The organism is Borborobacter arsenicus, assembly GCF_003934165.1.
Classification (GTDB): Bacteria; Pseudomonadota; Alphaproteobacteria; order Rhizobiales; family Rhizobiaceae; genus Pseudaminobacter; species Pseudaminobacter arsenicus.
The window spans coordinates 1-23,915 of sequence record NZ_ML133510.1; the positions used below are offsets into that span (position 1 = coordinate 1).

Below are 23,915 nucleotides of genomic sequence, written 5' to 3' on the forward strand. Positions count from 1 at the left end.
CAAGATTGCGCTTCAACAGCCGCAATCCTTCAAAACAGAAGCCTCAACCGCAAACCGACCTGCCAAATGCCGCGTCAGCGGCTTCGTTCAATCCCGTTTATGGGTACGTGACCTAGAGCGTTTCATCCTTTGACAGCCAGGGGGGTAGGACATAGGTCCTATCGGAGATTCGGTCCAAAACAGGCAGGGTTGCTGGAGACGCGGCACTGCGCCTCGAAACGATCGCCTTCCGAAAGCTGCACGACCCCCGCGAAGGTTCCGGCAAACAAGGCGGACATCAGGCACACGACTGCCAAGCGAGCAACCACTGTCATCAACTCCGATCCGGCCCATCGCCGCCACGACGTTCACGGCCTCAAGTCACCCCGATTTACTAAAGCTTTAATCGGATTACGAAAAGTTTAACGGTCGGCATCGGACCGAAACGTGGGAACCGGTTTTCGGATGATTCCGATGCCGGACTGAAGGAATGGTCCGCCCGCATCGCATCAGCACAGACGCGGCCTACTCCGCCGCATCGGACTGGTCGGCGGCGATGTCCGGAAGGTTGGGGTCGCCGGGCGCCGTCTCGCTGCCAAGGTCGGGGAAGGCGACGACGCGGTTGCCGTGAAAATCGGTGCGCACGACGCAAAGCCCCTGTTCTTCGAAATAGGTCAGCAGGCGGCGGGCGCGCCGCGCCGAGTGGCTGCCATAGGCCCGCGCCAGGGCGGCATCGGAAGGGCAGGCGGCGCCGGTGACTGCCGCCTGGGCAACCAGTAGGAACACGCCCTGGAGATCGTCGGGCAGGCTCGCGGAAAGATCCAGCGCCTGCTGCCAGGTCTCGCTTGCCGCGACTGCACCGTCGACGCCGGCGCGAGCCACGGCGAGCTTGCGGCGGAACACCGTCAGCGGCACCGGCTCGCCCGGCACGCGGCGAATACGGCAACGCACCAGAAAGTCCTGGTAGAGGATGGCATCGGAGCGAAAGGAAGCATCCGCATCCTCAAGGATTTCGCCAAGTACACGCTCGATGCCCGCCTCGCGCTCGGCCTCGTCGATGATTGCAAAGATCGGCTCGGCCGGCGCCTCGGCGGTGGGTCTGGGCTGCGAAAGCTGCGCCAATATCTCGGCGGTCGGGGTTGGCGGAGGCGGCGTTGGCGCACGGCGCACCGGCGCGCGCCTTTCTTCCGGGCCGGGGGTGAAGATCAGGTCGCGCGCATCTTCCGGCGCCTCCGGCAGCGGCGTCAGCTTGGGGCTGGTCGAGCGCGGTGCGGTCTCGACCGGCCCGATGGCGACCGGCAGCGGCCGTCGCGCCAGTGCGGGGCCAAGCGCCACGAAATGGCCGCGCGCCAGATCGCGGAACATTTCGGCCTGGCGCCGCTCCATGCCGAGCAGGTCGGCCGCGCGCGCCATGTCGATATCGAGGAAGGTGCGGCCCATCAGGAAGTTGGAGGCCTCGGCGGCGACATTCTTGGCAAGCTTGGCCAGGCGCTGGGTGGCGATGACCCCGGCAAGGCCGCGCTTGCGCCCGCGGCACATCAGATTGGTCATGGCGCCGAGCGAAATCTTGCGCGCCTCGTCGGCAACCTCGCCGCCGACGGCGGGCGCGAAAAGCTGCGCCTCGTCCACCACCACCAGCACCGGATACCAATGGTCGCGCTCGGCATCGAACATGCCGCCAAGGAAGGCCGCCGCGGCTCGCATCTGCTGCTCGACATCGAGCCCTTCAAGATTCAGCACGACCGATACGCGGTGCTGGCGGATGCGGGCGGCAATGCGGGTAAGCTCGGCTTCCGTGCGGGCCGCATCCACCACCACATGGCCGAACTTGTCGGCCAGCGTGACGAAGTCGCCCTCGGGGTCGATGACGCATTGCTGCACCCAGGGCGCACTCTGCTCCAGGAGCCGGCGCAGCAGATGCGACTTTCCTGAGCCGGAATTGCCCTGAACGAGAAGGCGCGTCGCCAAAAGCTCCTCCAGGTCGAGCATCGCCGCCGTGCCATTGGTCGCAGCCCCGATATCGATGCCGACCTTCATGGAACGGGCCTCGACACATGGCGGGGTATTGTGATCGAGCGGAGGATTGACCTGGGAAGATGGATCATTCGTGGTTCAAGCATAAATGGGCTGCGGCACGCTGCGCCCGGCGCGACTCGCCAGCGACCTGCCCAACGGTCTTAGACCATGATGCCGAAAAGTGTGAAACGGTTTTCGGACGGCGTCATGGTCGATCTAATTGATTTTGCCGCATGTGTGCGACACCAGTGATTCCACTTGGCTGCAACATGCTCTAGCGGCTTTCGGCGCAGGAGCAAATCCGACAGCCGGGAGGCGGGCAGATTCCAGTGGACAGGCCTTGTCTGTCGGTTGCCCAGCATCCCTGCTGAAACCTTTGGATCACGTCATGAGGGCTTCGCCGCGGCGCGGTGAGGAAAGGCAATTTCTCGAAGTTTTCTTGCCGGGCGCTGCAAATAACGTTATATACGCCACGATTTCCCATTCTGGTGGCTCTAAAACCACCGCCCGCGTAAAGGGACGCGGGCGAACGAGAGGACTTTATTCCATGGCCAACACGCTTCTCATGCCCAAGGCGACTGCCGTCTGGCTGGTCGATAACACCGCCCTTTCCTTCGACCAGATCGCGCAGTTCTGCGGGCTTCATCCGCTCGAGGTCAAGGCGATCGCCGATGGCGAATCGGCTCAGGGCATCAAGGGCATGGACCCGATCATCACCGGCCAGCTCAGCCGCGAGGAAATCGCGCGCGGCGAGAGGGACACCAATCACCGGCTGAAACTGTCCGAGCCGAAGGTGCGGGTGCCCGAATCCAAGCGCAAGGGTCCACGCTATACGCCTTTGTCGAAGCGGCAGGACCGCCCCAACGCAATTCTGTGGCTGGTGCGCAGCCATCCCGAATTGAAGGACGCGCAGATTTCGCGCCTGGTCGGCACCACCAAGGCCACCATCGAGCAGATCCGCAACCGCACCCATTGGAACTCGGCCAATCTGGTGCCGATGGACCCGGTGACGCTTGGCTTGTGCTCGCAGATCGACCTCGACATCGAGGTGCAGCGCGCCTCGGCCGGCAGACCGGCAGCCGTGCCCGCCGGCGACACGCTGCTGCCTGCTTCCATGACCGAGCGCCTGTCGCCCGACGAGAAGCCGGAGCGCGAGGAGGACGAAGAGCTGGACGCCAATGCGGTGTTCGCCAAGCTGTCCTCGCTGAAGGGCAGGAACACCGACGAGGATGAGGAATAGAGCCGCTCACGGCTCCCGGCGGGCTTGCGTAAGCTCGCGCGACCTTGCGCATCCCTGAAAAAGACAAACCCGCCAGACGAGGTCTGACGGGTTCGGAACCGGAGACGGGCATTTCCGTCTCGTGCGGCTCTGGCTTTACAAGGACTTAAAGCGCGCCGCGAGCGACCCTGGCGATGTCGGCGCGGTTGATGCCGAGATCGTTCAGTTCACGGTTGCTGAGGCGGTTGAGTTCGCGCACCGTCTCGCTGTAACGGCGCCAGTTGCGGAAAGCTTGGATCGGGTTCATTTCGGTTACTCCCTCATTCGTGTTCGGTGAGCTTCAGATAGGCTGCCTCCGACACGGTTTGAACCGACGCTTTTGCATAGCTTCAGTGCAATTGTTGCAATGCACAATTTTCTGCCTGGTAACCTCTCGGTAACTCTGTGCGTGGATAGTGGGGCTTTCCGTTCCGGTGACCGAGCAGCCGATCCGCTCAGGGCATTATCCCCAAGGCCGGCGACGGTTTTCTCAGGAAGATCAGGCATCGACAAGGAATAGTGCTGGATGATGCTTCAACGAGACAGTCATCTTGCGGTGTCTCGGTGTCCGCGTGACAACACCCCGGCAGCATGATTGTGCGATGCACAATATTTGTATCAGATGGTCGGCGGGGTCAATCCGCAGCTGCTAGCCGACGTCGAGCACGATCTTGCCGATATGCTCGCCCTCTTCCATGCGCTCATGGGCGCGCCAGGCTTCCTTGAGGGGGAAGATCATGTCCATGACCGGTGCGATGCGCCGCGCCGCCAGCAGCGGCCAGACCTTCGCTTCCAGCCCGGCGGCGATCTGCGCCTTCACCTCGACCGGCCGTGGCCGCAGCGTCGAGCCGGTATGGGTCAGCCGCTTGACCATCAGCTTGGAAAAATCCGCGCTCGCCACCGCGCCACCCTGCGTGGCGATCTGGACGATGCGGCCCTCGATGGCGGCGGCCGTGTAGTTGCGGCCGACATAATCGCCGCCGACCATGTCGAGAATGACATTGGCCCCGCGCCCGTCGGTCGCTTCCTTGACCACGGCCACGAAATCCTCGCTGCGATAGTTGATGGCGCGGTCGGCGCCGAGCTTCAGGCAGGCCGCGCATTTTTCCGCGCTGCCGGCGGTGGCGATCACATAGGCGCCGAAAGCCGAGGCAAGCTGGATCGCAGTCGTGCCGATACCCGACGAGCCGCCATGTACCAGAAGTGTTTCGCCGCCCTTCAGGCTGCCGCGCTCGAACACATTGTGCCAGACAGTGAAGAAGGTCTCGGGCAGGGCCGCTGCCTCGCTGAAGGTGAAGCCGGCCGGCAGCGGCAGCGCGTTGGTTTCATGCACCCTGGCATATTCGGCATAGCCGCCGCCCGGCGTCAGCGCACAGACCCGGTCGCCGATCGCCCAGCGCTGCACGCCTTCGCCCAGTGCTGCCACTTCGCCGGCCACTTCCAGCCCCGGCAGGTCGGAAGCGCCCGGCGGCGGCGGATAGGCGCCCTTGCGCTGCAGCACATCCGGCCGGTTGACGCCGGCGGCGTGCACGCGGATCAGGATTTCGCCCGTCTCGGGCTTGGGCAGGTCGCGGCGCTCGGGCTTCAGCACCAGCGGGCCGCCGGGCGTGGAAATCGCCACCGCCGTCATCTTCTCGGGAAGTCGATCTCCATCCGCCATTGTGGTTCCTTTCTCTGTGCAGGCCCGACCGCGCCCGGCATTTGCATCATCGCCGCCATTCTATGTAGTCTGCCCGGCGACGCAAACCGGCAAGCAGGGAGATGCTGCCATGGCGATCTTCGACGACGAACCGAAAAAGCCGATGCCGGCGCATGTAATAGGCCAGGACCTTTCGCTGCTTTCGCAAAGCGAGCTTTCCGAGCGAATCACGCTTCTTCGGGCCGAGATAACCCGGCTGGAGGCCGAATTGAAGGCAAAGGACGCAACCAAATCGGCTGCCGAAGCGATGTTCCGGCGCTGATCGGCGCAGCGCTGTCGCCATTGTGCCGTTGAAAAGCCGGAAAGCCGATATTTTCAATTCCCAGCGCTGGAATTCACGAATCGATTCTGTTCGCAAAAGCGCCAGAATGAAAGTCCGGAGCGGCATGTCCGCTCCCATCAATCGCCGGATGGATGCATGCTCGCTGCCTACAGACCGATCCTCTCCCTTCTGCGCGGCACCGCCTTCCTGCTGGCGGCCTCCGGCCTGCACGGCCTTCTCCTGCCCCTGCGCGGCCAGGCGGAAGGCTTCTCCACCGCCGCACTCGGCCTGATGGGCACGGCCTGGGCGGGCGGTTTCGTCGCCGGCTGTTTCTTTGCCCCGCGCCTGGTGCGCCGCGCCGGCCATGTGCGCGCCTTCGGCACATTCGCGGCACTCGGCGCCATCATCGCGCTGCTCACCGGCCTGATGATCGGCGAACTGATCTGGATTCTGTTGCGGGCCTTCACCGGCTTCATCATGGCCGGCGCCTTCATGGTCATCGAAAGCTGGCTCAACGAAAAAGCCACCAACGAAAACCGCGGCACCGTGTTCGGCCTCTATATGATGGTCACCTATGCCTCGATCATGACCGGGCAGATGATCGTGGCCTTCGGCGACATCAATTCGGCATCGCTGTTCATGGTCACTGCTATATTCTTCTGCCTGTCGCTCATCCCCACTGCTGTCTCGACCGCTTCCCATCCGCAGCCATTGCAGGACGTCTCGCTCGACCTGAAGGGGCTTTACGCCAATTCGCCCGTCGCCTGCGTCGGCTGCCTGCTGATCGGCGTCGCCAACGGCGCCTGGGGCACGCTGGGCGCGGTCTATGGCGCGCGCATCGGCATTTCCACCGCCGAGATCGCGCTGATGATGAGCCTGGTCGTCATTGCCGGCGCGGCCATGCAGATGCCGGCCGGCCGTATCTCCGACAAGACCGACCGCCGCTTCGTGCTCGCCGCCGCCTCCGGCATATCGGCCCTGGTCGGCGTGAACATCTTCTTCGCCTCCCCGCGCATCGGCGCGCTGGTCATCGCCATGACCGCCTGCTACGGCGCGCTTGCCTATACGCTCTATTCGCTCGCCGTCGCCCACGCCAACGACCACGCCCGCCCCGAGGATTTCGTCAAGGTTTCGGGCGGGCTGCTGATGCTCTATGGCTTCGGCACCATGATCGGGCCGGTCATCGGTGCGGGGCTGATGGGCTCGATGCGTCCCGAAAGTCTGTTCCTGGCGACCGCGCTCGCCCATCTCTCGCTTGCCGGCTACACGCTCCTGCGCATCCGGCGGCGCGCCCCGGTGCCGGTCGAGGAGCGCGAGGCCTTCAAGACCCTGCCATCCGAACGTGGCGTCACGCCAGAAGCGGTGCGGCTCGACCCGCGCACCCCCGCCGAGCAGGAGCCGCGAGCGGCTGACGAAGCACCGGATGGTTGAGATCGGCGCAGAACAGCCGCACAACTGAGGCGGTATCCAAACGGGGAGATAAAGCGACGCCTGTTTCCAGAACGATGCGTGGGGCCAAGGGGCGATGATCGTTCCGGATGCCTTCACGGCCATTGCCGATCCGAACCGGCGCCATCTGCTGGAGGAACTTCGCCGCGGCCCCAGGACCGTGAGCGAACTTGCTGCGGGATTGCCGATCTCGCGCCCGGCGGTTTCCCAGCATTTGAAGGTCCTGTTGGATACGGGCCTGGTCAGCGCCCGCGCCCAGGGCACAAGGCGCGTCTATGCCATCGACAATGACGGCTTCTTTAAGCTCAATCTATGGCTGGATCAGTTCTGGAGCGGCTAGCAAGGAGTGAGTAACCAGCCCTCAGAGGGGGCTCTTCCTACTCTTCAGCCCATGGCGGCCTGGTCAAATCATACGCTACAGCAACCCTGCCGGTGACGCGATGTTGCCATCCCGGCCGTGAAATTGCAGGCCACCAATCCCACTTCCGGCGACAGGGCCTGCCGCCGGTCGGAAATGTCGGAAGGGTTTAGCGTTACCGTATAAGTTTTGTCAGTGTGTCGTTGGCGACGCCTTCAATTTTTCGATTTCGTCCTTGATTGCCAGCTTGCGCCGCTTGAGATCGACGATTTCAAGGTCATCGATCGACGGATGGCTCAAGGCGATATCGATCTGACGCTCGATGTCGCCGTGCTTCCGCTGCAGCTCTTCAAGATGGTTGGCAAGAGACATGATTGGCGCTCCTGTTTTTTTCAGGGTTCCTCGATCGCACCATCACGGGCGGTTCCACCGCAGGGCCCGCACTATGACGGTACGATGACACTCTGCCACCAGATCATTTGCATGTCGAATAAGTCTTGGTAGCATTTCCTGACAGTCTGAAATGTGCTATGGGCTTGCCGTCGGAGGAAATTGCGCTTCCGGCCCCGCCGGTGGGCGCCCATGCGCCGGAAATTTCTGCAGACGGTAGACATGTCAGACCAGGAACAGAGCGAGATTCGTCTAGAGTTTGCAAAACTGAAACAGGAACACGCCGATTTCGACGCTGCCATTGCGGCGATGATCGCGACTTCCTGCGACCCGCTCCAGATCCAGCGCATGAAGAAGAAGAAGCTGATGCTGAAGGATCGGCTGGCCAAGCTCGAAGACCGGATGATTCCGGATATCATCGCCTGAATGGCCGCGCTGCCAGCAACGATCGACATTCCCTCTCTTTCAGGCCGCGCCCTTGCGGCCAAAGCCCGGTTCGGATAATCGGCAACGGATCATCACTCACCCTGTCCGCCGAACCATCCGGAGGCGAATACTTGGCCAAGCAAAGCGCCGACGTCGCAATAATAATGGGCAGCCAGTCCGACTGGGCAACCATGCATCACGCCGCGGATACGCTTAAAGCGCTCGGCATCCGGCATGAAAGCCGCATCGTCTCAGCCCATCGCACGCCGCAGCGCCTCTATGATTTCGCCACCGGGGCCAAGGCCGAGGGCTTCAAGGTCATCATCGCCGGGGCTGGCGGCGCGGCCCATCTTCCCGGCATGACGGCGGCGCTGACCCCGCTGCCGGTCTTCGGCGTGCCGGTGGAATCCAAGGCACTGTCGGGCAAGGATTCACTGCTGTCGATCGTGCAGATGCCGGCCGGCATCCCGGTAGGTACGCTCGCCATCGGCAAGGCAGGTGCGGTCAACGCGGCCTTGCTCGCTGCCGCCGTGCTGGCGCTGGGCGACGACGCGCTTGCCGCCCGCCTCGACGCCTGGCGTGCCGAACAGACCGCCGCAGTCGCTGAACAGCCGACGGACACGCCATGACAGCACCACTGCCCATCGGCTCGACCATCGGTATCATCGGCGGCGGCCAGCTTGGGCGCATGCTGGCGATTGCCGCCGCGCGCCTTGGCTACCGCACCATGATCCTGGAACCACAGGCCGATTGCCCCGCCGCCCAGCTCGCCAATCGCCAGATCGTCGCCGCCTATGACGACCCTGCCGCGCTTCATGAGCTTGCCGAGGCAAGCGACGTCGTCACCTATGAATTCGAGAATGTGCCGGTGTCGGCCGCCGGGATGCTTGCCACGACCGTTCCGGTCTATCCGCCGGCGCGTGCGCTGGAAGTCTCGCAGGACCGGCTGACCGAAAAGACCTTCCTCAACGGGATCGGCATCGCCACCGCAGGCTTTCGCGCCATCGACGGCGACGCCGACATCGCCAGCGCCCTGCAGGACCTGGGCGGTGCCGGCATATTGAAGACCCGCCGCATGGGCTATGACGGCAAGGGCCAGCGCGTGTTGCGCGGCGCTGCCGAAATCGCCGATGCTTCCTTTTCAGCCATGGGCAACGTCCCGCTGATCCTGGAAGGTTTCGTCTCCTTCGACCGCGAGATTTCCATCATTGCCGCGCGTGGCCGCGACGGCGCGCTGAGCGCCTATGATCCTGCCGAAAACATCCACCGCGACGGCATATTGCACACATCCACCGTGCCTGCCGCCATTTCCCGCCAGACCGCCGACGCCGCCAGGGACACAGCCTTCGCCATTTTGCAGGCGCTGGATTATGTCGGCGTTATCGGCGTGGAGTTCTTCGTCCTTGCCGATGGCGGGCTCCTGGTCAATGAAATCGCCCCGCGCGTCCACAATTCCGGCCACTGGACCGAGGCCGCCTGCACCGTCTCGCAATTCGAGCAGCATATCCGCGCCGTGGCCGGCTTGCCGCTCGGCCGCGCCGCCCGCCATTCGGACTGTGTCATGGAAAACCTGATCGGCGACGATGTGCTGCGCGCCGGCGCCCTGCTTGCCGAGCCGGAACTGATGCTCCACCTCTATGGCAAGGCCGAGGCGCGACCCGGCCGCAAGATGGGTCATTTCACGCGCCTGACGGGCGAAAGCTGAATCACTGCCACAACATGGCCAGGTGCGGTTGACAGGGCGTGGCCACCTCGTTTATGAGCCAGACACAAATTCTGACGCGCTTTCGGGCGCGTCTTTCAGTTCGGCCCTGCGACGGGCCCAGTCGACGGATCGAACAGATGAAGATCAAGAACTCGCTCAAGGCTCTTAAGGCCCGCCACCGTGACAACCAGCTGGTCCGCCGCAAGGGCCGAGTCTACCTGATCAACAAGTCGGCGCCGCGCTTCAAGGCACGCCAGGGCTGATCCCGGCCATCACACGAATTTCAATTTGACGTTCCGCGGACGGAGGATAGATTCTTCCGTATGCGGAGCGTTTGTGCATATCTCATCGGTCTGGCCATCGCAGCGGTGCCTGCCGTGCCGGCGCTGGCGCAAACGGCCCCTGACGCCAAGCAGGCAACCGCTCCGGCCAAGGCCGAAAGCCGGCTGGACTCCCTGTTCGGCAAATTGAAGCGCGAGCGCAATGAAAGGGCGGCCGAGCGCCTCGCCTCGCAAATCCAGGGCGAGTGGAACAAATCCGGCAGCGCTTCCATCGACCTGATGATGCAATGGTCGCAGAATGCCATGGAAGCGCAGAAATTTGATGTCGCGCTCGATTTCCTCGACCAGGTGATCACTCTGGCTCCGACCTATGCCGAGGGCTGGAACCGCCGCGCGACGGTGCATTTCATGATGCACAGCTTCCGCAAGTCGATGGCCGACATCGACCAGACGCTGCGGCTGGAGCCGCGCCATTTCGGGGCGCTGGCCGGCATGGCGCAGATCATGACGGCAAAGGGCAACAAGGAGCTTGCGCTGGAGGCCTGGCAGCGCGTGCTCACCATCTACCCGATGATGCGCAACGCGCAGGACCAGGTCGGCACGCTTTCGGAAGAACTCGCCGGCGAGGCGATCTGACCGTCTTCGCCCTCACGGCATACATCACCCGTGAAATGCTGTGCTGCGCAGCAAGTCGCATATACGGGATGCCTTCCCATTACCTTCGGCCTCACGGAATGGGTCCCGGCTCGCGGTCGCATTCGCTCCCTTGGCCGGGATGACGGCGCGCACCTCTGTGCGTCATCCCACCGTGGGCGCACAAACTCTCCGCGTCATCCCCGCGACTTCCAGGTTTGGATGGCAGTGGAAACGGCCGGCTGTCAGGTCGGCGAGTGCCCTACGCCCCACTGCCTTCGGCGCCGACATAGGCGATGCGCAGCATGTTGGTTGCCCCGGGGGTACGCAGAGGCACGCCGGCGGTGATGATCACCCGGTCGCCGGGCTTGGCGAAGCTTTCGGCAAAGGCGATGCGGCAGGCGCGGTTGACCATGTCGTCGAGATCGGACGCATCGGCGGTGACCACGCAATGCGTGCCCCATACCAGCGACAGCCGCCGCGCCGTCTGCACCACCGGCGACAGCGCGATGATCGGCACTTGCGGCCGCTCGCGCGCCGCGCGCAGGCCCGTCGTGCCCGAAGCGGTATAGGTGATGATCGCCGACAGTTTCAGCGTCTCGGCAATCTGGCGCGAGGCAAGCGAGATCGCGTCGGCGCCGGTTGCCTCCGGTTCGGAACGCTGGGCGTTGATGATGCCGGGATAGGTCGGGTCCTGCTCGACGCGCTCGGCGATGCGGTTCATCGTCGCCACCGCCTCGACCGGATATTCGCCGGCAGCCGATTCGGCCGAGAGCATGATGGCGTCCGCGCCTTCGAACACGGCTGTCGCCACGTCCGAAACTTCCGCGCGGGTGGGCACCGGTGCCGAAATCATCGATTCCAGCATCTGTGTCGCCACCACCACCGGCTTGCCCGCCTTGCGTGCCGCGCGCGTGATCTGCTTCTGGATGCCGGGCACCGCCTCAAGCGGCATTTCCACTCCGAGATCGCCGCGCGCCACCATCAGCGCGTCCGACAATTCGATGATCTCGGCCAGCCGCGTCACCGCCTGCGGCTTTTCGATCTTCGACAGCAGATAGGCGCGTCCGCGTGCGATCTTGCGCGCCTCGGCCAGGTCTTCCGGGCGCTGGATGAAGGACAGCGCGATCCAGTCGACACCGGCTGCCAGCACCGCGTCGAGATCGGCCCGGTCCTTTTCAGTCATCGCGCCGACCGGCAGTTCGGTGTCGGGCAGGCTGACCCCCTTGCGATCCGATATCCTGTTGCCCGCGACCACTATGCAGGTGATCGCCTTGCCGTCTGTTGCGGTCGCCTTCAGTTCCAGCCTGCCGTCATCGATCAGCAGGCGATGACCGGGTTGCACCGAGGCAAGGATTTCAGGATGGGGCATGTGAACGCGGCTGGCATCGCCCGGCGCCGGATTGTCATCGAGCGTGAAGCTCTGCCCGACTTCCAGCATCACCTTGCCTTCGGCAAACCTGCCGACCCGCAGCTTCGGCCCCTGCAGGTCCGCCAATATGCCGATCGGCCTTCCGACCTCCTTTTCCACGGCGCGGATGCGGTGGACGAGCTGGCGCATCAGCGCCGGGTCGGCATGGCTCATATTGATGCGGAAGACGTCGGCTCCGGCCTCGAAGAGCCTTTTGATCATCGCTTCGGAGGAGGAAGCGGGGCCAAGAGTTGCGAGGATCTTTACCTTGCGGCTGCGTCTCATTGAGAATTCGTTCCCGTGACGGCAGCGGTGCCGTCTGTTGCGGGCTCGTCGGTCAGTTGGACCATCCAGCTTGCCTGTTCGCCCGTGTCATATTCCTGAAAACCTGCGCGCTGGAACCCGCGGGCGACACAATCGGTCACGCCGGCGATCTTGAACTCTTTTTCGGCCACGCACATGTTGATCGGCCCATCCCAGCGCCCGCCGCGCTCGGCATCCTCGGCATAGAGATAATAGAAGCGCGACGACAGCGGACCCTCGATCAGCGTCTTGCAGGTCGAGCCTTCGATATGCCACCAGCCTTCGGTGATCCAGCCCGCCTTGGCCCGGTAGCCGATGCCGACGCCGACCAAGTTCTGCGTTGCATTGCAAACGCGGAAATCGGCACGCGCATCGCTCGTGCCCATGAGGCAAGCAAGCGGAAGAGCGAGGAAAAGCAGCCACGCGGCTTGTGCGGAGCGAGTGCGCGCTGCGCCGGCCGGGCCCATCCTCGAATCCCTCTGTTGTGGCTTTTTCATTGTTCGACGTCCCTTTTCGGCAAAGTCTCGCTGCATGTCAACGCGCCCCGGACCCTCAATCCAATCGATTTAGATGCATCATAGCGCCGCATGTCGACCGAAGTTCGATGTTGGAGAAAACAGTGACCAAACAACGGCATTGCACTTGGCGCCCCTTCATGGAATGACGGGCGACCTCGCCACGGCAAACGGGATGTTTGCACTCCATGATCCGATCAGCAGTTTTTGCCCCCTTCGAGCTTATCGACGGCGACCGCAAACGCGGCATCGTTTTGCTGGCAGATCATGCCAAGCGTGATTTGCCCGATGAATACGGCGATCTGGGCCTGCCCGCCAGTGAATTCCAGCGCCATATCGCCTATGACATCGGCGTCGAGCAGGTGACGCGCAAGCTTGCCGCCCTCACCGGCGCGCCGGCCGTGCTCGCCAATTTCTCGCGCCTGCTGATCGACCCCAATCGCGGTGAGGACGACCCCACACTGATTCGCCAGCTTTATGACGGCACGATCGTTCCCGGCAATTATCCGATGACGCCGCAGGAGCGCGAAAAGCGGCTCGACCGCTTCTACCGTCCCTATCAGGATGCGGTGGGGGCGCTGGTTGCCTCGGTGGCGCGGCTAAGCGGCCGCGCGCCCTTCCTGTTTTCCGTCCACTCCTTCACGCCGAACATGCAAGGCCACGCAAGGCCGTGGCATGTGGGCCTGCTCTGGGACCGCGACGACCGCGCCGCCCGCCCGATCATCGAGCTTCTGTCACGTGACGAAACACTCGTGGTCGGCGACAACGAGCCCTATGACGGCGCGCTGCGCGGCGACACAATGTTCAGCCACGGGACTGCCAACGGCTATGCCCATGCGCTGGTCGAGATTCGCCAGGACCTGATTGCCGACGACGCCACCGCCGATGCGTGGGCCGAGCGGCTCGCCGGAATCGTTGACGCCGTCAACGCCCGGTCCGATATACATGAGGTCAGACATTTCGGCTCGCGCAGCGGGCCGGTCCAGGCCGGATAGAATTCCCCCAATCCCGATCCGCAAGGAGGTTCCATGACCGAACTCAGCGAAAACCAGAAACGCGATTTCGAGGCCGCGGCTTTCCGCCGGCTGGTGGCGCATCTGCGCGAGCGCAGCGACGTCCAGAATATCGACCTGATGAATCTCGCCGGCTTCTGCCGCAACTGCCTGTCCAACTGGTATCGCGACGCGGCCGGCGAGGCCGGTCTCGACCTCAGCAAGGACGAATCGCGCGAGATCATCTACGGCATGCCCTATGCCGAATGGCAGGCGCTGCATCAGACCGAAGCCTCAGATGCAAAGAAAGCTGAGTTCGAGGCACGCCGTCCGCGCGATCACTGACCCCCATTTCAAAGGCGCGCAACGGCCCGGCCGGCAGCGACTTGCCGAGCCTTGCCCGCCTATGACATTGTGCGCCCATCCCGGGTTCAGGATCGGTCATTCCAGTGGCTGGATCTTCTCAAAAAGGGTCTGAATTTGAGCCGCCTCGACCGCTCGTTGATTGCCGATCTGCCCCCGTTCGAGGGCATGGCCCCTGCCGATCTCGATCGCATCCTGCAACATGCGCGCTCACTGCTTGTAGCCAGGGAAGAGGCCATCTTCGAACAGGAGCAGGAAGCACATTCCTTCTTCCTGCTGCTCGACGGCCATGTCCGCGTGGTCAAGACGACGCCGCAGGGCCAGCAGGTCATCGTGCGCTATATCAGCCCCGGCGAATTGATGGGCATCGCCCATGCGCTCGGCCGCAAGACCTATCCGGCCTCCGCCATTGCGGCCGCCGATTGCGTCGTGCTTGCCTGGCCGGGCGCGCTGTGGCCGGATTTCGCCGCCAATTTCCCTAGCTTCGGCGCCAACACCTACAAGACCGTCGGCACGCGGCTTCAGGATGCGCATGCGCAGGTCATCGAGATGGCCACCGAGCAGGTAGAGCAGCGTGTCGCCCGCGCCCTGCTCAGGCTAGTCAAGCAGACCGGCAAGAAGACCGAGGACGGCCTGCTTATCGATTTCCCGATCTCGCGCCAGGACATTGCCGAGATGACCGGCACGACGCTGCATACGGTCAGCCGGCTGCTTACCGCCTGGGAGGAGCGGGGGCTGGTCCGCAGCGGTCGCCAGAAGGTTGCGGTTGTCGAGCCGCACAAGCTTTTCCTGCTCGCGGAAGGGCGCTTGCCCAAAGCATGATCCTGAAAAGTTGCAGGCTTTTCGGACAAGATCATGCTTCATCAAAGTCATGATCCTGAAAAGTTGCAGACTTTTCAGACAAGATCATGCTTCATCAAAGTCATGATCCTGAAAAGTTGCAGGCTTTTCGGACAAGATCATGCTCTGGGAGGTCATTATCCCGAATGCTGAACCTGCTTTATTCCTACCGCGCGCAGATCCCGAAGGAGCCCGGCTTCCGGGATGTCATGTTCGCGCGCCGCATCGGCGACGGTGTGAAAAGCGGCGATCGGGCAACCCACGCACAGCATGCCATGGCCAAGGATGACGCCGATGGTGGCCGGCCATTCGCGCATGACCTGGTCCATGCTCATGTTCTTGTCGACTGTGCTGGCCATCCTCGCCGCTCCCGCGTGGAAAGCCGCCACGATAGGCAAATTGCCGCAGCCCCGTCTTTGTGCTGCGGCAAACAGGCGCAAATCCAAGCGCCGTCACGCGCAAACACCATCAACTACAGAGGAGGACGTTAATCCTTCGAGCTCATGAGGCGCCCGAGGGCGACGCCTATGATGCGGCGACGGCTGCTCCATCTGGTTGTTTTTGCGCAGCCAAGTGGTTCCACTTGGCTGCAAAATGCTCGACCCGATTTCGCCTACGACCTCGGCTTGGTCTTTTGGGGATCGTAATGAGCGAAGGGGACGACGGTTGCGGGCAGGCGCTTCTGGTGGCCGTCGAGCTTGCCGATCTCGACCTGGGTGCCGATTGCCGCATGGGCGACGTCGAGGCGCGCGAGCGCGATTGACTTGCCCAGCAGCGGCGAGCGCATGGCCGAGGTGATCTCGCCGATCTGGGCGCGCCCGACATGGACGCAATCGCCATGGCCGACCTCGACATTGGCGTCGATGTCGAGCCCGACCAGCTTGCGGGTCGGGTGGTCCTTGCGCCTTATCAGCGCCTCGCGGCCGATGAAGTCGTCGGTCTTGGTCTTGAGCGGCACGGTAAAGCCGATGCCGGCCTCGAACGGGTCTGTCTGGTCGGAGAAGTCGTAGCCGGCAAAAACCAGCCCCGCCTCGATGCGCACCATGTCGAGTGCCTGCAAGCCCATGGGAGTCAGCCCATGCGGCTGACCTGCTTCCCACACCGCGTCGAACACGGTCTCGGCATGGCGCGGATGGCAGAAGATCTCATAGCCGAGTTCGCCGGTATAGCCGGTGCGCGAGACCACGATCGGCACGCCCTGGTCGTTGCCGATGCGGGCAACGGTGAGGCGGAACCAGTCGAGCTCCTCGAAGGTTGGCTGGTGCGGCGCGGTCCAGACGATCTCTTTCAGGATATCGCGGCTCTTCGGCCCCTGCACGGCGATGTTGTGCATCTGGTCGGTGGAGGCGCGTACCAGCACCTTCAGCCCCAGCTTCTCAGCCGTTTCGCGCAGCCAGATGCCCGAATAGTCGTCGCCGCCGATCCAGCGGAAATTGTCCTTGCCGAGCCGCAGAAGCGTGCCGTCGTCGATCATGCCGCCATGCTCGTAGCACATGGCAGTGTAGACGACCTGGCCGACCGCCAGCTTCTTGACGTCGCGGGTCAGCGTATATTGCAGCAGCGCCTCGGCATCGGGGCCGGTGACCTCGAATTTCCTGAGCGGCGACAGGTCCATCACCACCGCCTTCTCGCGGCAGGCCCAGTATTCCTCCAGCGGTCCGGCCTTGGAGAAGCAGTTGGCCAGCCAGTAGCCGCGATATTCGACGAAGTTGCGGGTGTGCTTGGCAAAGCTCGAATGGAAAGCGGTTTCTCGGGTCATCTTGGGCTCGGCATCCGGAGTGGCGCGCGTGGCAATGGCGCGGGAGAATTTGTTGGCACTCGCATAGGTGCGCACGTGAATGTCGGTCGGGTTCCAGCCATTGGCCGGGCTGGTGTCGTCGGGGCAGGCCGACGAGACGCAGACGATGTCAGTCAGCGCGCGCAGCATCACATAGTCGCCCGGTCGCGACCATGGCTCGTCCGAAAACATCACGCCGTGGGAATCGATGCCTGTATTGAAGAAGAAGTTGATCGCCATCCAGCCGCCGCGCGGTGCAACTCCCCGATCAGCCAATGCGCCGTTGAAATTCTCGGTGCAGTTGACATGGCCGGGATAGCCGATGTCGTCGTAATATTTGGCATAGCAGGCGAGCGCGAAGGCGTCGTGGCGCCCGCAGGTGTCCTGTACCACCTCAACCAGTGGCTCCATGTCCTGGTCGTAATATTTGGCATGCAGGCCGGGCATCGGATAGGCATGGCCCATCAGCGAGCGGGTGGCTGTAACGTCGAGCGGGTGGTCCTTGCCCTGGTCGAGCTTGCGCGCCGAAAAGCACTGGAAGTCGGTGCACTGGCGGCCATCGACGTCGATGATCTGGATGAAGTCGCCCTTCTTGACGAAATAGGACTGGGCGGTAGCCGACTTGACGCGCAGGTCCAGCACCGGGTCGGCGAGCGGCTCGGGCAGGTCCGCACCCTTGCCGCGCGGCCGGATGCGCGCACGCTGCACCAGCACCAGCACCGGCGTTGCGGTGTCGTGGCCGTCGACGGCCATCGGCCCGCCGGGAGCGGCCACGATCAGGCTGCCGTCGCGGGTGACGGTGAAGGTCTCCTGGGTGCCGGCCGGGGTGGTGGCGCCAAACAGGCGCACCGCCTGGGGCTCGGAAAGATCGATCTTGCGCCGGGCAAGGCCGGCGCGGAAGGCCGCCAGGCTCTCATTGTCCTGCAACAAAAGCGCCTTCAGGCCGGCGGCGTTGGAATTGGCGCTGGCGCCCACTATGCCGGCATCGGTCTTGCCGGAAGCGTCTGCGGCGATAAGCTCGCAGGCCTGGCCGCCCTCCAGGTCGCGCAGCGTGACCTGGTCGCCCGCCTCGACGCCGATGAAGATAGCGCCCGCGCCGGCGACCTCGTAGCGCTCCAGCCCCTCCGGCAGGGTCAGCCCCGGCCGCAGCACCACGCTCGCCCGCGGCGGGCCCGCAGAAACCGTGGGATAGATCGACTGCGACATCATTCGCCTCCGAGTGTTTCCTGCATGTAAAATTTTTTCAACGGGAAGAATACGCAGCCTGCCCCCTTTTGGCAAGACGGGAGCAGGATTGCGGTACTTAAGCAGGAGCGTCAATTCCGAAAGCGTGGGATGGGGCGATATGTGGCGATTGTTATGAAGATTGTGCTGCGGTAGAACTCGTCTGGCGCCTGTTTCCACAGGACGGGACTGATAGCAGAGTTATGAAATGAAGGCTGAAATCGACCAGATAACATCGCAAATCATCACCACCCACTCGGTGGGGGCGACGGTGCAGATTGTTCTGGATCGGCTGTTTGCGAAAATAAAATCAGAGGAATATCCGCCGGATACACGCCTCCCGTCGGAACGAGCCCTGGCTTCGGAGATGGGGGTGGCCCGAAATACCGTGCGTGAGGCGCTGGATGTATTGGAAACCCGCAACGTCATCAAAAGGCGGCCCGGCAGCGGCAGTTTCGTGACCTATCGCTCGGAAGATGCGCTCGGGCGGGGCGACAACTCGGTTGCGTTGGAAACCAGCCCGTTGGACCACCTTGTGGTGCGCGGCATACTTGAACCTGAGATGGTGCGCCTCGCCGTCATCAACATGACCCCGCGTGAAGTGCGGGAGCTGGAACAACTCATGTCGAAGATCGAGGGCGTGCATACCGATGTCGCCGCCTTCGTGAAATGCGAAGAGGAAATTTATCGCAAGATTGCGGAAGGCACGCGCAACCCCCTGCTGGCATCCTGTTACGAACTGGCGATCGAGGCCTGCAGATTGAGCTTTCGCACCGCGCTGCTTCGCCGGCACCTGACCCCGAAGCGTATCCTTGAATATCAACAGCGTTACAACACGCTGTTCAATGCGATCGCCTCTCGTGATGTCGAGCGGGCCGTCGAGTTCATCAAGCTGCACCTGATCGAGGAGCAGAAATTACTTCTGCAGGAAGATTGATTCCGGCGTCCGCGTTTTCAGGGCGGCTCTATTGCCGCTCGAGCGCAGGCGTTGCTCCCAAAGCTGCCCCAAATTCGACATTTCCTGTTTGAGAAGGTCCCCATGGCGCTGCAGCCAGCGGGGGATCGAGCCGAAAGCAGCAATTTTCGCCTTGCCGTTCTTCAGCGTTACCACCGGCCAGTCTCCGACCAGCGCGTTGTCGATCCCGAACATGCTTTCGCCCCACCAATGGGCCGGACCGAAGGCGTGGGTGACATGTCCAAGCTGTTTCATTGCCGCCAATACGGATAAGGAGTTGACGCTGTTGCATTTTTCAACCGCAGCATGCCAGATGTCCAGAATTGCGACATATTCCCAACTCACCGCAGTCCAGGTGCCGGGGAAGCGGCGGTTGTACTCGTCGAAGAAGCCTTTCGGCCGGTTGAAGAAAAACGTCTTTTCCGTCAGTTTTTCATCGTCGAAGTCCGGGAACTGGAACACGAAATCTTCCATGAAGTCGACGGACGTCCTGGCGACCAGCTGGTCGTAATAATCCAGCGTGCAGGATATGATCTGGCCCTTGAAGCCCTTCGCATAGGCATACTCGGTCATGGCGTGGACCATTGGCGTATAGCTGGTGCACCAGCATAGGATATCGGCGCCCGAATCCAGCATCGGCTGCACGATCCCGGCTGCAGCGGTCGTGCCGGGATCATACTGAATTTCCTTGGTAATACCGATATTCGCGGCCTTGAATGCCGCGCGATAAGTCGCAAGCGAAGGAAGACCCAACTCATCCGACTGGCTGCAAATTGCAACGCTCCCAAGCTCTGGTTTGGTCTGGGCCAGCCATTCCACCCCGGTCACGTTGTAGATCGGATGCAGTTCGCTGGGGGCGATCAGGTAAGGTGTATCCGGCGACAGGTCGCTGGGCAGCAAGGTGGAAGTCAGGAGTTTGCGACGGGTCAGGTAATCGCGTATCTGCGCAATCGTGTCTCCACCCAGCATCATCAGCAGCTTGATGTCATGCTGTTCCACCAGATGGCGCGCACCTTTTCTGGCCTTCTCGGCATCGTAGCCGCAATCAAATTCCACGATCTTGATCGGATAGCGTCGTCCGTTGATCAACAGCCCGCCGGTTTTGTTCAGCCAGTCCTCCCAGATGCGGCAGCCATGCAATCCGGGCAGGCCCCATGATTCCACCTGGCCGCTAAGCGGAGCCAGGAATCCGATATTCACCGCATTCGGCATGCCGACAGACAGCCGGGGCAGAGCGCTTGAGACCGCGAGTTGATGGGCAAAGCTGGAATTTTGCATGTCGGTAACTATCACCAAAAGCTACAAAATTTCATCCTCCCTGCGGGAATCTTTTCTTCCCCGCAGGAAATCGGTTGACAGATTGGTATAATCAAAGGCACCATTCCTTGAACCAAAAGAACCAATACCAGAATTTCTCCTGGAGGGGTACCGCATGGACAAAAGGGTAGCAGTCATCGGTGCTGGGCCTTCTGGCCTTGCCCAGCTTCGGGCTTTTCAATCAGCCGCCAGCAAGGGCGCGGACATCCCGGAAATCGTCTGCTTCGAAAAGCAGGCCAATTGGGGTGGCCTGTGGAACTACACTTGGCGAACCGGTCTGGACCAGTATGGCGAACCGGTCCATGGCTCGATGTACCGTTATCTGTGGTCGAACGGTCCGAAGGAAGGCCTGGAATTCGCCGACTATTCCTTCGAGGAGCATTTCGGCAAGCAGATCGCTTCCTATCCGCCGCGCGCGGTTCTCTTCGACTATATTGAAGGCCGGGTGAACAAGGCCGGCGTGCGCGACTGGATCCGCTTCGAGACCGTCGTGCGCCTGGTCACTTGGGACGAGAAGACCAGGAAATTCACGGTCACCGTGCAGGACCTGCCCAACGACCATTGCTATTCCGAGGAATTCGACAATGTGATCGTCGCCTCGGGCCATTTCTCGACCCCGAACGTTCCCGAATTCCCCGGCTTCGACCGCTTCAATGGCCGCATCCTCCATGCCCATGACTTCCGCGACGCACGCGAATTCATCGGCAAGGACATCCTGATCGTCGGCACCAGCTATTCGGCCGAGGACATCGGCTCGCAATGCTGGAAATACGGCGCCAAGTCGATCACCAACTGCTATCGTACCGCACCCATGGGCTTCGACTGGCCGGAAAACTGGGAAGAAAGGCCGCTGCTGGAGAGGGTCGACATCAACACCGCGACCTTCAAGGACGGTTCGACCAAGCGGATCGACGCAATCATCCTGTGCACCGGCTACAAGCACCACTTCCCCTTCCTGACCGACGATCTGCGCCTCAGGACCGCCAACCGCCTGGCCACTGCCGATCTCTACAAGGGCGTGGCCTATGTCCACAATCCGGCGCTGTTCTACGTGGGCATGCAGGATCAGTGGTTCACCTTCAACATGTTCGACGCCCAGGCCTGGTGGGCGCGTGACGTGATCCTCGGCCGGATCAAGATACCCGCCGACAAGAAGGAACTGGTTGCCGATGTCGAGGCGCGCGTTGCCGGCGAGGATGCCGGCCAGGACAGCTACGACGCGATCCGCTATCAGGGCGACTACGTCAAGGAACTGATCGCCGAGACCGACTATCCAAGCTTCGACGTCGACGGTGCCAATGAAGCCTTTTTCCAGTGGAAGAAGCACAAGCAGAAAGGCATCATGGAGTTTCGCAACCACTCCTATCGTTCGGTCATCACCGGCACGATGGCGCCGCCGCATCATACGCCGTGGAAGGACGCGCTCGACGATTCGCTGGAATCCTATCTCGGCATAGAGGAGACACCAGCCGCAGCGGAATAAAACCGGTTGCCGGCGAACGGGAATACCCGCGCCGGCCAGTTTTTCACGACAGTAGCCACGGGAGGGTGAACACTGTCTGACGCACCTATTCTGGAAGTCCGCAACGTAACCAGAAAATTTGGCGGCCTCATCGCCGTCAATAATCTGTCATTTTCGGTGCGGCGCAACAGCATCCACGGCCTGATCGGCCCCAACGGGGCCGGCAAGACCACAACTTTCAGCCTGATCAGCGGCTACTATAAGCCGACCAGCGGCCAGATCCTTTACGACGGACAGGACGTGTCCGGCATGAGGACCAGCCATCTGGCGCGCCGCGGGCTGATCCGCACTTTCCAGGGCACGACGCTGTTCCAGGAGTTCAGCGTACTCGACAATGTCCGGGTCGGCTGCCATCGCAGCGCCGGCGCGAGCTTCATTGCCCGCATCACCGGCGGCGACGCGCCGGTGGAGCGCGCCGCCGAGAAGAAGGCGCGCGAAATCCTCGAATTGTTCGACCTTGCCGCACTGGCCGACGAGCCGACATCGAGCCTGCCGCATGGCCACCAGCGGGCACTCGGCATGGCGGTTGCGCTGGCCGCCGACCCGGCCGTGATCCTGCTCGACGAGCCGTTCACCGGTATGAATCCGGAGGAGACGCGGCGGATGATGGAGCATGTGCGCCGTATCCGCGACGAGCATGACATGACCATCATGCTGGTCGAGCACGACATGCAGGCGGTGATGGGGCTGTGCGAGCGCATCACGGTGATGAATTTCGGCCAACTCCTCATGGAAGGCACGCCGCAGGAAATCGCCAACGATCCGCGTGTCATCGAGGCCTATCTGGGGCGTGACGACGATGCTGCTTGATGTCCGCGACGTTCATGTCCACTACCACAAGGTGGCAGCCCTGAAGGGTGTCAGCCTGCAGGTTCCATCCGGCGGCATCGTCACCATCATCGGCGCCAACGGAGCTGGAAAAAGCACGACGCTGCGCAGCATTTCCGGCTTGGTGCGGCCGTCTTCGGGCGAAATCCATTTCGAAGGCGAGCGGATCGACCACCTGCCGGCCGAGCAGATCGTGGCGCGCGGCATTGCCCATGTACCGGAAGGGCGCCGCGTGTTTCCCGACCTCAGCGTCGAGGAAAATCTGCGCATCGGCGCCTTCCTGCGCTCCGACAAGGCGCAGATCGAACGCGACATCGAACGCATCTTCCAGCGGTTCCCGCGGCTGAAGGAGCGGCGCACGCAGTGGGCGCGCACGCTTTCGGGCGGCGAGCAGCAGATGGTGGCGATCGGCCGGGCGCTGATGTCGGGGCCGAAACTGCTTTTGCTCGACGAGCCGTCGATGGGCCTGTCGCCGGTGATGGTGCAGGAGATTTCGCGCATCGTGGCCGACATCGTCGAGACCGGCGTGCCGGTGGTGCTGGTGGAGCAGAATGCCGGCTTGGCGCTGCGGCTGGCGTCCTACGCCTATGTGCTGGAGATCGGCAGCGTTGCGGTGGAAGGGCCGGCGGCGGAACTCAAGACCAACGACCATGTCCGGAGGGCTTATCTCGGTGCCTGAAAACTGGAGCTTCCAGGACCTGATTGCCGCCGGCTGGAGCGAGGCGGACCTGGAGTGGGAACGGCTGACGGTGCAGGCACTTTCCGATCTTGCGACGGGCAGGGCAGGCGACGCCTTCGACGGCTTCGGCCGGGCGCTACGGCTGGCGCGCACCGACCTTGCCAAGGACGATCCGCGGCTGGCGACCAGCCTCAGCAATCATGCCGCGGCAATGGCGGCGGCAGGCGAGGGCGCCATGACCGGCCAGATCCGCGCTTCGGCCGCGCAGGCCTGGGCGTCGTGCCAGGGCTGGGTCGTCCGCATGACGGCGCCGCGTACCGCACGCTCCTCGATGTTTCATCTGCGCATGGAGCGGCTTCATCGCCCGGCCTATGAGGAGCGCTGGCGTGAGAAGGGGCGCGAGCTGCTTGTGGAGGTGCAGGGCCGGATAGGCGGGTGCGAGGCGCTTGTCCTGATCGATCCGGAGGAGGCTCACCGGCGCGTGGAGCGCTGGCAGCGTGAACGGCCGGTGACGCTGAGCGATCCGAGGAAACTGCTTGGTGCGGTCATCCTGCTGGCGGCGAAGGCCGAGGACCCCGATCAGCGTGACGGCAATGGAGAATTGGTGGCGGCCACGAACTGACGGAGGATCGACGTGGAGAGGCGGCTTCCGGCCGCCTCGTTCGCCTGAGGGAAGACGGATGTGGCGTGGAGGCGGCACATCCGAAGAAGAGAAGGACAGGCAATCAGAACC

At 62.8% G+C, this 23,915-nt stretch carries 25 protein-coding genes and 1 pseudogene; 17 read left to right on the forward strand and 9 right to left on the reverse strand.

Going from position 1 to position 23,915, the window contains the following annotated elements; all coding sequences use genetic code 11:
- Nucleotides 1-504: 504 nt before the first annotated feature.
- Nucleotides 505-2,016 carry a helicase HerA domain-containing protein gene (locus tag EET67_RS03635; protein ID WP_128624866.1) on the reverse strand — a complete coding sequence of 504 codons (1,512 nt, stop codon included), beginning with the start codon at nucleotides 2,014-2,016 and terminating at the stop codon, nucleotides 505-507.
- Nucleotides 2,017-2,542: 526 nt separating this feature from the next.
- On the opposite strand from EET67_RS03635, the gene EET67_RS03640 reads away from it, so the two are divergent.
- Nucleotides 2,543-3,235: a DUF1013 domain-containing protein gene (locus tag EET67_RS03640; RefSeq protein WP_128624867.1), complete on the forward strand. Its 693-nt coding sequence runs from the start codon at nucleotides 2,543-2,545 to the stop codon at nucleotides 3,233-3,235.
- Nucleotides 3,236-3,380: 145 nt separating this feature from the next.
- Here EET67_RS03640 and EET67_RS03645 read toward each other — a convergent pair whose 3' ends face one another.
- The gene (locus EET67_RS03645; RefSeq protein ID WP_128624868.1) at nucleotides 3,381-3,521 is read right to left on the reverse strand and encodes a DUF1127 domain-containing protein; all 141 of its coding nucleotides are present in this window, start codon (nucleotides 3,519-3,521) and stop codon (nucleotides 3,381-3,383) included.
- 381 nt (nucleotides 3,522-3,902) lie between these two features.
- Nucleotides 3,903-4,883 carry an NAD(P)H-quinone oxidoreductase gene (locus EET67_RS03650; RefSeq protein ID WP_425359502.1) on the reverse strand — a complete coding sequence of 327 codons (981 nt, stop codon included), beginning with the start codon at nucleotides 4,881-4,883 and terminating at the stop codon, nucleotides 3,903-3,905.
- 139 nt (nucleotides 4,884-5,022) lie between these two features.
- On the opposite strand from EET67_RS03650, the gene EET67_RS03655 reads away from it, so the two are divergent.
- The 3 genes and pseudogenes from EET67_RS03655 (at nucleotide 5,023) to EET67_RS03665 (ending at nucleotide 7,003) form a co-directional block, all read left to right on the forward strand.
- Entirely contained in the window at nucleotides 5,023-5,214 is a 192-nt protein-coding gene (locus EET67_RS03655; RefSeq protein ID WP_128624870.1) for a DUF1192 domain-containing protein, read from the forward strand.
- 144 nt (nucleotides 5,215-5,358) lie between these two features.
- Nucleotides 5,359-6,645: pseudogene (locus EET67_RS03660) on the forward strand (MFS transporter); the annotation flags it as partial.
- A 94-nt stretch (nucleotides 6,646-6,739) separates the two neighbouring features.
- Entirely contained in the window at nucleotides 6,740-7,003 is a 264-nt protein-coding gene (locus tag EET67_RS03665; protein WP_128624872.1) for an ArsR/SmtB family transcription factor, read from the forward strand.
- Between the two features lie 210 nt (nucleotides 7,004-7,213).
- Here EET67_RS03665 and EET67_RS03670 read toward each other — a convergent pair whose 3' ends face one another.
- A complete protein-coding gene (locus EET67_RS03670; protein ID WP_128624873.1) occupies nucleotides 7,214-7,393 on the reverse strand; it encodes a YdcH family protein in 180 nt (59 codons plus the stop codon).
- 240 nt (nucleotides 7,394-7,633) lie between these two features.
- On the opposite strand from EET67_RS03670, the gene EET67_RS03675 reads away from it, so the two are divergent.
- The 5 genes from EET67_RS03675 (at nucleotide 7,634) to EET67_RS03695 (ending at nucleotide 10,459) form a co-directional block, all read left to right on the forward strand.
- Nucleotides 7,634-7,837 (forward strand): YdcH family protein, encoded by a 204-nt coding sequence (locus EET67_RS03675; RefSeq protein WP_128624874.1) that lies wholly within the window; start codon nucleotides 7,634-7,636, stop codon nucleotides 7,835-7,837.
- Nucleotides 7,838-7,968: 131 nt separating this feature from the next.
- Nucleotides 7,969-8,466, forward strand: a complete 498-nt coding sequence (gene purE / locus EET67_RS03680) for a 5-(carboxyamino)imidazole ribonucleotide mutase (protein ID WP_128624875.1) — start codon at nucleotides 7,969-7,971, stop codon at nucleotides 8,464-8,466.
- Entirely contained in the window at nucleotides 8,463-9,542 is a 1,080-nt protein-coding gene (locus EET67_RS03685; RefSeq protein ID WP_128624876.1) for a 5-(carboxyamino)imidazole ribonucleotide synthase, read from the forward strand. The genes purE and EET67_RS03685 overlap by 4 nt, the downstream gene beginning before the upstream one ends.
- A gap of 137 nt (nucleotides 9,543-9,679) precedes the next feature.
- Nucleotides 9,680-9,805 carry a type B 50S ribosomal protein L36 gene (gene ykgO, locus EET67_RS03690; protein WP_128624877.1) on the forward strand — a complete coding sequence of 42 codons (126 nt, stop codon included), beginning with the start codon at nucleotides 9,680-9,682 and terminating at the stop codon, nucleotides 9,803-9,805.
- 60 nt (nucleotides 9,806-9,865) lie between these two features.
- Nucleotides 9,866-10,459, forward strand: a complete 594-nt coding sequence (locus EET67_RS03695; protein ID WP_128624878.1) for a tetratricopeptide repeat protein — start codon at nucleotides 9,866-9,868, stop codon at nucleotides 10,457-10,459.
- A 259-nt stretch (nucleotides 10,460-10,718) separates the two neighbouring features.
- Here EET67_RS03695 and pyk read toward each other — a convergent pair whose 3' ends face one another.
- Both pyk and EET67_RS03705 read right to left on the reverse strand, forming a co-directional pair.
- On the reverse strand, nucleotides 10,719-12,152 hold the full coding sequence (gene pyk / locus EET67_RS03700) for a pyruvate kinase (RefSeq protein ID WP_128624879.1): 1,434 nt from the start codon (nucleotides 12,150-12,152) through the stop codon (nucleotides 10,719-10,721).
- Complete coding sequence (locus tag EET67_RS03705; protein WP_245450707.1) at nucleotides 12,149-12,667, reverse strand: DUF1036 domain-containing protein; 519 nt, start codon at nucleotides 12,665-12,667, stop codon at nucleotides 12,149-12,151. The genes pyk and EET67_RS03705 overlap by 4 nt, the downstream gene beginning before the upstream one ends.
- A gap of 206 nt (nucleotides 12,668-12,873) precedes the next feature.
- Here EET67_RS03705 and EET67_RS03710 point away from each other — a divergent pair, with 206 nt between their 5' ends.
- The 3 genes from EET67_RS03710 to EET67_RS03720 all read left to right on the forward strand — a co-directional run bounded on the left by EET67_RS03710 (nucleotide 12,874) and on the right by EET67_RS03720 (nucleotide 14,862).
- Nucleotides 12,874-13,680, forward strand: a complete 807-nt coding sequence (locus EET67_RS03710) for an N-formylglutamate amidohydrolase (protein ID WP_128624880.1) — start codon at nucleotides 12,874-12,876, stop codon at nucleotides 13,678-13,680.
- Nucleotides 13,681-13,713: 33 nt separating this feature from the next.
- Nucleotides 13,714-14,022, forward strand: coding sequence for a DUF1244 domain-containing protein (locus EET67_RS03715; RefSeq protein WP_128624881.1), 309 nt, complete (start codon nucleotides 13,714-13,716; stop codon nucleotides 14,020-14,022).
- Between the two features lie 135 nt (nucleotides 14,023-14,157).
- The gene (locus tag EET67_RS03720; protein WP_128624882.1) at nucleotides 14,158-14,862 is read left to right on the forward strand and encodes a Crp/Fnr family transcriptional regulator; all 705 of its coding nucleotides are present in this window, start codon (nucleotides 14,158-14,160) and stop codon (nucleotides 14,860-14,862) included.
- Between the two features lie 155 nt (nucleotides 14,863-15,017).
- Here EET67_RS03720 and EET67_RS03725 read toward each other — a convergent pair whose 3' ends face one another.
- Both EET67_RS03725 and EET67_RS03730 read right to left on the reverse strand, forming a co-directional pair.
- Nucleotides 15,018-15,239, reverse strand: a complete 222-nt coding sequence (locus EET67_RS03725) for a DUF1858 domain-containing protein (RefSeq protein WP_128624883.1) — start codon at nucleotides 15,237-15,239, stop codon at nucleotides 15,018-15,020.
- Between the two features lie 254 nt (nucleotides 15,240-15,493).
- Entirely contained in the window at nucleotides 15,494-17,863 is a 2,370-nt protein-coding gene (locus tag EET67_RS03730; RefSeq protein WP_128624884.1) for a trimethylamine N-oxide demethylase, read from the reverse strand.
- A 226-nt stretch (nucleotides 17,864-18,089) separates the two neighbouring features.
- Here EET67_RS03730 and EET67_RS03735 point away from each other — a divergent pair, with 226 nt between their 5' ends.
- Nucleotides 18,090-18,818 (forward strand): FadR/GntR family transcriptional regulator, encoded by a 729-nt coding sequence (locus EET67_RS03735; RefSeq protein WP_128624885.1) that lies wholly within the window; start codon nucleotides 18,090-18,092, stop codon nucleotides 18,816-18,818.
- Here the strand turns inward: EET67_RS03735 and EET67_RS03740 are convergent.
- Nucleotides 18,798-20,114 carry an ABC transporter substrate-binding protein gene (locus tag EET67_RS03740; RefSeq protein WP_128624886.1) on the reverse strand — a complete coding sequence of 439 codons (1,317 nt, stop codon included), beginning with the start codon at nucleotides 20,112-20,114 and terminating at the stop codon, nucleotides 18,798-18,800. The genes EET67_RS03735 and EET67_RS03740 overlap by 21 nt on opposite strands.
- A gap of 154 nt (nucleotides 20,115-20,268) precedes the next feature.
- Here EET67_RS03740 and EET67_RS03745 point away from each other — a divergent pair, with 154 nt between their 5' ends.
- The 4 genes from EET67_RS03745 (at nucleotide 20,269) to EET67_RS03760 (ending at nucleotide 23,804) form a co-directional block, all read left to right on the forward strand.
- Nucleotides 20,269-21,636 carry an NAD(P)-binding domain-containing protein gene (locus EET67_RS03745; RefSeq protein ID WP_128624887.1) on the forward strand — a complete coding sequence of 456 codons (1,368 nt, stop codon included), beginning with the start codon at nucleotides 20,269-20,271 and terminating at the stop codon, nucleotides 21,634-21,636.
- Nucleotides 21,637-21,765: 129 nt separating this feature from the next.
- Nucleotides 21,766-22,485, forward strand: coding sequence for an ABC transporter ATP-binding protein (locus tag EET67_RS03750; RefSeq protein ID WP_342634648.1), 720 nt, complete (start codon nucleotides 21,766-21,768; stop codon nucleotides 22,483-22,485).
- Nucleotides 22,475-23,182 (forward strand): ABC transporter ATP-binding protein, encoded by a 708-nt coding sequence (locus EET67_RS03755; protein WP_128624889.1) that lies wholly within the window; start codon nucleotides 22,475-22,477, stop codon nucleotides 23,180-23,182. Before EET67_RS03750 ends, EET67_RS03755 begins: the two co-directional genes overlap by 11 nt.
- Nucleotides 23,175-23,804, forward strand: coding sequence for a hypothetical protein (locus EET67_RS03760; RefSeq protein WP_128624890.1), 630 nt, complete (start codon nucleotides 23,175-23,177; stop codon nucleotides 23,802-23,804). The genes EET67_RS03755 and EET67_RS03760 overlap by 8 nt, the downstream gene beginning before the upstream one ends.
- The last annotated feature ends 111 nt before the right edge of the window (nucleotides 23,805-23,915 follow it).